At 40.4% G+C, this 904-nt stretch carries 1 pseudogene; it reads right to left on the reverse strand.

Annotation, left to right across the window (positions count from 1 at the left end):
* Positions 1-12: 12 nt before the first annotated feature.
* Positions 13-891 (reverse strand): annotated as a pseudogene (locus tag CWB80_RS18595) (hypothetical protein); the annotation flags it as partial.
* Between the last annotated feature and the right edge of the window lie 13 nt (positions 892-904).

Below are 904 nucleotides of genomic sequence, written 5' to 3' on the forward strand. Positions count from 1 at the left end.
GCTCGCTTATCTGAGCTCTTCAATAAAGTGAGCAAAGTACTGTGCCCGTTCAGGAGAGCTTAAAAGATAATGAATAATAAAAAAATTAAGTCCACGTTTTAGTGCTGGATCGTCATTTATTTCTTCAATTGTAGGTTTATTTTCGCTGTAATATTGTTTTAAACCGGTTTCAATGTAATTCATTGGGGCGCGATCAAATACCATGACGGTGAGTTGTTTTTGCTTAGGATCATAAACATGGTGAGCAATCGAATCAGCTAAACCTTCGGTGATCCAATTAGGTGCCCACGTTGAATGGCCGTTTAATGCCATATGAAAAGCATGCATGGTTTCGTGAATAACTATATAACGCTGATGGTGCTCACGGTGGCTGGGGAAATTATATCCGGCACGGTTATAAAACATGGTTTCACCACCGGCCGTTTTATGTACCCCACGTAAAAAACCATCATCAAGCATGGCTTCTCGTACACGGGAGCGACTACTACCATAAACAACTGCAATGCGTTGGCGCTCAATATTTGGGGGAGCCATACCAAATAAAGCAACATAATGTGGATATGCCATTTCAAGTAGCTCTAAGTATAGCGTGACCTTCTCTTTGGGTAGATCACTTTTTAGCGCAAAGTGCTTACTTACCCACCAGTTGTAGCCCCGACTATTTCCTATTTTGCCATCGCTGTATGTATATGGAATTGTTTTTCCTAAAAACTCAATATCGATATTATTGAGTGTGCTGGTATAGCCCTGGACGGTAATGTTTGCTTGCATTTTACTTGGGCCGCTTTTTATGTTGCCGATATCAGGTTTATTATTCGCACTAGTATTAGGCGTGGGCTGACAGGCAGTGAGTAGTAAAGTTAATAATGTGAGAGATATAATTTTTGTCATTTTAGTTGCTTTG

The sequence above is a fragment of the Pseudoalteromonas sp. S1650 genome, assembly GCF_005887195.1.
Taxonomy (GTDB): Bacteria; Pseudomonadota; Gammaproteobacteria; order Enterobacterales; family Alteromonadaceae; genus Pseudoalteromonas; species Pseudoalteromonas simplex.